Here is a 6593-nt window from a genome sequence, read left to right on the forward strand (position 1 = left end):
CTTCCGTGTCCGCCCGGCCCGTCCTGGATGCCGGGTTTGCCTTCTTGGGCGAGGGGCACGCGGACCTCCATGAGTCCCAGGCCGCCGAAGGGCCGGGACGGAAGAGAGCGACTACGAGAGAGAACGCGGAAGGTGGGAACCGAAGTTGATCGGAATCGTCTTGGCCGTCGTTGCGGTCGTCGTCGTGGTCGGGTTCGCCGCCGCTGTGGCGGTGGAGCACCGACGGCGAACGCGACTGCGCGACCGCTTCGGGCCCGAGTACGAACGGGCCGTCAACGCGACCGGTAGCAGAAGGGCCGCGGAGCAGGAACTGGACGCCCGCGAACGCCGTTTCGCCGACCTGGAGATCAAGCCGGTGCCCGGTGAGGCGCGGGAGCAGTACGCGCTGCGGTGGATGCGCGTCCAGGAGGAGTTCGTGGACCGGCCCGAGGCCGCAGTCCACGATGCCGACGAACTGGTGGCGGCCCTGATGCGCGACCGGGGTTACCCCGACGAGGGCCACGAGCAGCGGCTGCGTGACCTGTCGGTGCGGCACGGCCGCGTCCTTGAGCACTACCGGGCGGCTCTGGATGTCCACGCCATGAGCACCCACAACGCCGCCACCACCGAACAGCTGAGGGGCGCGATGATGCACTACCGCACCCTCTTCGACGACCTGCTCGCCGACGGCGAGCCGACCGGCACACGCCGGTCCTGACGCAGAGGCAGGAGAGATGCGACACCACGAGACGTCCGAGCGCACGACCCGCGCTCCGGGTCGACGACACCACACGGACCCGGCGGGCGAGTACCCCGACCGGTCGGAGGGCCGCCCCGAGCCGGCGGACCGCCCCGAGCCGCGGACCGGACAGGGCCGGACCGTCCCCGGCCGTCCCGGGCCCGCGACGACCGGAGGCGACGCGGTGCGCCCGCCGGAGCACGGCCCGACGGTCGCACCGGCCCCGCCGCGACAGCCCGGCGCGGAGGAGGCCGACGCGCGCCGCCCGTCCGCGCCCCAGGCCCCGTCCTCCGTCCCGCCCACGCCGCCGAGCCCCACGACCGGTTCAGGGACCCCGGGCAGCCCGACGGTCGCACCGACCCCGCCCCAGTACGACCACCCCCAGTACGACCAGCCCCAGTACGACCAGCCCCAGGACGACCAGCTGCAGCAGGGCGGGCCCCAGCCCGGTGGGCCGCAGAAGGGTGGGCCTCAGCAGGGCACGCCGCAGCAGGGTGGGCCCGAGCAGGACCAGCCCCGGCGCGACCAGCTCCATCAGGGCGGTACGCAGAATGATCAGTCGCAGCCCGGCCGGCACGGGCACGATCAGTCCCGGCCCGGCGGCCCCGGCGGCCCGCCGCCTCCGCCCGCGGCGTCCCCGCAGGTACCGGCTCAGAGGACGCCGCCCGCGCACCCGCAGGCCATGCTCCCGTCCCCGCCCCTGCCCTCCGCGCCCCCGGGCCAGGCGCCCGCGTCCCACGGTGGTCACGCCCGGCACGCCGCCCCCGCCCCGCAGGAGTCATCGCAGGGGCCGGACAACGGACGCGCCGCGCGACCCGGCGTCGCCGGAGCGGACGCGGAGGCGATCCCCGATCTGCTCGGTCCGGCCGAGGAAGGGGAGTTCCGTCGCCGCTGGCACGAGGTCCAGGGCCAGTTCATCGACGACCCCCGCCAGGCGGTCCACGCGGCCGACGTCCTCGTCGGGGACGTGATGAGGACCCTGGCGGACACCTTCGCCCAGCACCGGCACACCCTGGAGGGGCAGTGGAGCCAGGGGCTGGAGGCCGACACCGAGAGCCTGCGCCTCGCCCTCTGCCAGTACCGCGCCCTGTTCCAGCGCCTGTTGTCCACCTGACGCCCGGAGGTGCCCCCTTCCCGTGCCCGGCGGTGCGATCGTCCTCGCGGTCCGCACCGCCGGGCCGACGGCATGTCCGACACCGGCTTCCCCGCAGGCGCGCCTCTCCGGCGATCCTGCCCGTACGCGCCTTAGAGGTCCAAACAGAAGCCGTCGATGGTGTGACTGTCGGCTTGGATGCTCGTTGACCCGTTCGTGGCGAAGAGGAACCCTCAGCCGTGGATCGTGTCCGATGAACTATGGCTTCCGATCGGGCCGTTACTGCCGGCCCCGGCACCGAAGCTGGTGGCGGGACGGCCGCGGGTGCCCGACCGGCAGGCCCTGTGCGGCATCCTGTTCGTTCTCCACGCCGGGATCCAGTGGGAGTACCTACCCAGGAACTCGGCTTCGGCATGACGTGCTGGCGTCGGCTGGCAGCTTGGAACGAGTTCCAGCGTGTGGGACCGGCTTCACCTGGTGCTGCTGCGACGTGCTGCTGGCAGACCGGGGCTACGATCACGACAAGTACCGTCGCCGGGTTTGGGCCCAGGGCATCAAGCCCGTGATCGCCCGCCGCGGTGTCCCGCATGGCTCCGGCCTCGGAGTGCACCGGTGGGTCGTCGAGCGCACCATCGCCTGGCTGCACGGCTTCCGTCGTCTATGCGTCCGATGGGAACGACGCGACGACATCCACGAAGCCTTCCTCGGCCTCGCCACCTGCCTGATCACCCACCGACACGTCCAACGCCTCTGTTAGGACCTCTTACGCCCGCTTGCGGCCCCTTACGTCGCCTTCGCGTGGCGGTGATGCAAGCGCCGTGCACGCGCCCGTACGCACACCGACGCCCCGCGCGGTACCTCGCGCGGGGCGTGGGCGGTCCGGCTGTGAGGGCCGGGCGAGCAGGCGTCAGCGGTGGCGCAGCTTGCCGAACAGGCGGCGTGCCTGGGCGCGCCTGCGCGGGTCGGCCGTGGCGCGGCGCAGGGACGCCGCCGCGCCACGGCCCTGGGGGCTGCGGGCGAATCGCTTGATGCGGTTCAGCAACGTGGTCATGGGATTCTCCTCCGATGTCGAACGCGCGGGACGGTTCCCGAGAGGGCGCCGCCTACCGGAAGGAAGGGGGGAGGGGGCCGCCGAACCGCCTCCGGTCCCGGCCTCCCGCAACGCCCCCACCTTCCTTCCGTGTCCTGGTCCTGGCACTTCGTATTGCCCCAAGCGGCCGCCGCACACCTCCGTGGTACTGATGAATCGTCAGGCATGGGGTCTTAGAAGGTCGTTGGCTTGGGAAGCGGCGACGCCGGTGTGCTCGTCCGGGAGCCGTCCGACGCCCCGTCGCGAGGCGGGGGCGCCGCCTCGCCGGCGGGCGCGCTGCCCAGCGAGCCGGTCAGCGTGAGCCCGAGCGTGACGAGGGTCGCCGCCACGGCGCGCCCGGCGCCGGACCGCCCCGGCCGGGCGGCGGAGGACCGGCGCGGTCGGGGCGACCGGTGCGAACGGTGAGAACCGCTCGCACCGCGAGAACCGTTCGCACCGTGAGAACCGTTCGACCCGCGTACTCCCGCCTCCCGGGAACCGGGTGCGGCGGAGGGCGTGGAGGTGCGTTCCGCGGTTCGCGGGTCGGCGAGGACCCGGGCGCAGGTGGCGGCGTCCGGGCGGGCCTCCGGGGAGCGGTCGGTCATAGCCGTGAGCAGGCGGGCGAGTTCCGTCGGGAGGCCGGAGGGCAGCACCGGAGGGCGGTGCAGGTGCGCCAGCGCCGCCTCCAGCGGTGTTCCGCCGTACTCCGCCTCGCCCTTGAGGGTTTCGAGCAGCACCAGGCCGAGGCTGTACACGTCGGCCGCAGGCCCCGTCTTGCGGCCCAGCGCCTGCTCGGGCGCCATGTAGGAGGCGGTGCCGACGAGGGTGCCCGCGCCCTCGGGGGCGTCGTCCGCGGCATGGACGCGGCGGGAGATGCCGAAGTCAGTGAGGAGCGGGGTGTCCGACCGGTCCAGCAGGATGTTCGACGGCTTGACGTCGCGGTGGACGACTCCGTGAGCGTGCACATGGGTGAGGGCAGAGGCCAGGGCGGCTCCCGTCCGGCAGGTCTCGGCGGGCGTGAGGACCCCGCGGGCGATCCGCTGCCGCAGGGTCGTCCCCCGGACGAGCTGCATCACCAGGAACGGCCGGCTCTCGTCGCGGCCCGTGTCGTAGAGGGTCACCAGGCCGGGATGGTGCATCCGGGCCAGCAACCGGGCCTCCTCGTCGCACTGGGCGTCGGTCCGGCGGGCACCCGTGGGCCGGAACACCTTCACCGCCACGGGGCGCCGCAGCCGCAGGTCCAGCGCCTCGTACACGTCCGCCGCGCCGCCGCGACCCAGGAGGCGGGCGATCCTGTAGCGCCCGGCGACGGTACGGGCCGTCCACGTGACGTCCGGATGTACGGGCCTCGCTCGGACCTGCATCGGGGGCTCCCTGGGGGTGTGGCCGGCCCTCTGCCGACGGGCCGGAGTCGGGTGCGTAGCCCGCCGGTGCCTGCGCGGGCCCGCGGCTCAACGCGTGCCCCGTCCCTCCATGAACATCCCCTGGAAGGACGGCGAATCGACGGCCTTGGCGTGCTCGCGGGGCCGGGAGGGCCGGTCCGAACGTCTCCGGCGAAGGCGGAATGATCCCCGGAGACCCGGGTACGCGGACGCTGTCCAACCCGCAGGGGAGGAGCAACCAACCATGGGTATGGGACTGTTCATCATCATGATCGCCGTCGGCGCCATCATCACGTTCGCGACCGACTGGGAGCTCGAAGCCGTCGACCTCGATCTGGTCGGCCTGATCCTGATGGGCGTCGGCCTGCTCGGGACCGCCGTCTACAGCAGCGTTCTGCGCCGCCGCCGGATGGTAGTCCCGCCGGTGGCGCCCACGGTCACCGACGACGACCGTCGTGACCTGCTCTGAGGCGGCCCGCACGTCCGGCGCCGCGCCCTGCACGAACACACCGACAAGAGGAGTGACAGCGATGACCGACCATCTGTGGTCCTTCAGCACCGAGTCCGGCCACCTGGCGGGTACCGACCTCACCGGGTGGCGCGTCGAGGCATCCGACGGGCACATCGGCAAGGTGGACAAGCATTCCGACGAGGTGGACGACTCCTACCTGGTCGTCGACACGGGCGTCTGGATCTTCGGCAAGGAGGTGCTCATCCCGGCGCGGGCGGTGACCCGCGTCGACCTGGAGGAGCAGACCCTCTACCTCGCCCTGTCGAAGGAGCAGGTGAAGGACTCGCCCGAGTTCATCTCCGACAAGCACCTCGCGGACCGTCAGTACCGCGAGGAGATCGGCCAGTACTACCGCACCTCCTGGCCCTTCCCGGGAGGCGTGGGCGGCTTCTGACGGGCCGCCGGTCCGTCCCGGTAGCGCACAGCGCAGCAGCACGTCCCCGACGGGGAGAGGAAACCCCGTCCGAGAGAAAGGTGTCGCCATGTCCAAGGTGGAGGAGTCGGTCGAGGTCGAGGTCCCGGTGCGCGCCGCCTACGACCAGTGGACCCAGTTCGAGACGTTCCCGCGCTTCATGGACGGCGTGGAACGGATCGAGCAGCGTACGGACACGCTCACCCACTGGGTCACGGAGATCGGCGGGGTGCGGCGCGAGTTCGACGCCGTCATCACCGAGCAGATCCCGGACGAGCGCGTCGCGTGGACCACGGTCGAGGGCGAGGCCCGCCAGGCGGGCGTCGTCACGTTCCACCGTCTCGACGCGACCCGGACGAAGGTCATGCTCCAGATGGACTTCGCCCCCGAGGGGCTGACGGAACAGGCGGGCGACAAGCTCGGGTTCGTCAAGCGCAAGGTCGTCGGCGACCTCAAGCGGTTCAAGTCGTTCATCGAGGAGCACGGCGGCCCGCAGACGGGCGGCTGGCGCGGATCCGTTTGACAGGATCCGGCGCCGGCGCGCCCTTGGCAGGGGTGACAGGAGTCGAACCTGCGGCATCCGGTTTTGGAGACCGGCGCTCTGGCCATCTGAGCTACACCCCTTCGGTGTGCGGTAAGCGTGCCACGCCGACGGGAGGCGGTGCCACCGGATTTCGCGGCGGGCAACGGACGACACGCACGCCCGGTACCTGCCGGGTTGACCGTGGATCAAATGGCCGCCTGCCCGGCGTGTAGCCGGTCTCCCGGTTGCCGGACGACCGTCGCCCGGCAACGTACCCGCCCTCGTTCCGTCCGTCCCGCCGCGCCGACGCGCGGGTAGGCGGGCCACGGCGCCGCCGCAGGACCACCTCTCCACGCCGTCGGCCCGCGGCCACTCCCGTGCCACGCGCCGACAGCCTCGCGACCGCCCCGCTCGGGCCCCCCCTCCCGATGCGGGGCGGTCGCATGCGTACGCGTGGACGTGGCGGGCGGTGGACCGGTTCGACGTCCCAGCGGGGCACACGGGTCCGGTCGTCCTCGCGCCGGATGCTCCCGCGGGCCGTGGTGCTCACGGGGCTCTCCTTTCGGCGGCGTCGCCTCCGGGCGCCGGGGGAGTGGAGCCGCCGGCGCCCCCCGGGTGGCGGGTGAGCCGCCCGGGCCTCGCCCCGGGCGAAATAAGACCGGGTGGCATGGATCCCGGTCGGCGGGGCATGCGGGTGTCGAGCGATGGGACACGCTCACGCCGGACGATCCGCGGTTCCCCCCCTTCCCGTGGGTCGGCGGCACTCGCGAGCGGCCCGCACCTCCCCGAGGTGCGGGCCGCTCGCATGCCGCCCCAGGCCGGCGCCCCAGGCCGGCGCCCCAGGCCGGCGCCCCAGGCCGGCGCCCCAGGCCGGCGCCCCAGGCC

At 73.1% G+C, this 6593-nt stretch carries 7 protein-coding genes, 1 tRNA gene and 1 pseudogene; 6 read left to right on the forward strand and 3 right to left on the reverse strand.

Features of this window, described 5'->3' with window-relative positions; all coding sequences use genetic code 11:
• Window positions 1-145 precede the first annotated feature (145 nt).
• The 3 genes and pseudogenes from MRBLMG1_RS02695 (at window position 146) to MRBLMG1_RS02705 (ending at window position 2568) form a co-directional block, all read left to right on the forward strand.
• Window positions 146-697, forward strand: a complete 552-nt coding sequence (locus tag MRBLMG1_RS02695) for a hypothetical protein (RefSeq protein ID WP_367820248.1) — start codon at window positions 146-148, stop codon at window positions 695-697.
• Between the two features lie 16 nt (window positions 698-713).
• A complete protein-coding gene (locus tag MRBLMG1_RS02700) occupies window positions 714-1832 on the forward strand; it encodes a hypothetical protein (RefSeq protein ID WP_367820250.1) in 1119 nt (372 codons plus the stop codon).
• 177 nt (window positions 1833-2009) lie between these two features.
• Window positions 2010-2568: pseudogene (locus MRBLMG1_RS02705) on the forward strand (transposase).
• A 150-nt stretch (window positions 2569-2718) separates the two neighbouring features.
• Here the strand turns inward: MRBLMG1_RS02705 and MRBLMG1_RS02710 are convergent.
• Both MRBLMG1_RS02710 and MRBLMG1_RS02715 read right to left on the reverse strand, forming a co-directional pair.
• Window positions 2719-2862 (reverse strand): hypothetical protein, encoded by a 144-nt coding sequence (locus tag MRBLMG1_RS02710; RefSeq protein ID WP_367820251.1) that lies wholly within the window; start codon window positions 2860-2862, stop codon window positions 2719-2721.
• Window positions 2863-3074: 212 nt separating this feature from the next.
• Complete coding sequence (locus tag MRBLMG1_RS02715) at window positions 3075-4244, reverse strand: serine/threonine-protein kinase (RefSeq protein WP_367820253.1); 1170 nt, start codon at window positions 4242-4244, stop codon at window positions 3075-3077.
• A 262-nt stretch (window positions 4245-4506) separates the two neighbouring features.
• On the opposite strand from MRBLMG1_RS02715, the gene MRBLMG1_RS02720 reads away from it, so the two are divergent.
• The 3 genes from MRBLMG1_RS02720 (at window position 4507) to MRBLMG1_RS02730 (ending at window position 5708) form a co-directional block, all read left to right on the forward strand.
• Window positions 4507-4731: a DUF6458 family protein gene (locus MRBLMG1_RS02720; protein ID WP_367820255.1), complete on the forward strand. Its 225-nt coding sequence runs from the start codon at window positions 4507-4509 to the stop codon at window positions 4729-4731.
• Between the two features lie 61 nt (window positions 4732-4792).
• On the forward strand, window positions 4793-5167 hold the full coding sequence (locus MRBLMG1_RS02725) for a PRC-barrel domain-containing protein (protein ID WP_367820257.1): 375 nt from the start codon (window positions 4793-4795) through the stop codon (window positions 5165-5167).
• Window positions 5168-5255: 88 nt separating this feature from the next.
• A complete protein-coding gene (locus MRBLMG1_RS02730) occupies window positions 5256-5708 on the forward strand; it encodes an SRPBCC family protein (protein ID WP_367820259.1) in 453 nt (150 codons plus the stop codon).
• A 24-nt stretch (window positions 5709-5732) separates the two neighbouring features.
• Here MRBLMG1_RS02730 and MRBLMG1_RS02735 read toward each other — a convergent pair.
• Window positions 5733-5809: transfer RNA gene (locus MRBLMG1_RS02735), tRNA-Trp, on the reverse strand.
• Window positions 5810-6593 lie beyond the last annotated feature (784 nt).

Origin of the sequence: Streptomyces sp. LMG1-1-1.1 (assembly GCF_040815545.1) — a bacterium.
GTDB lineage: Bacteria > Actinomycetota > Actinomycetes > Streptomycetales > Streptomycetaceae > Streptomyces.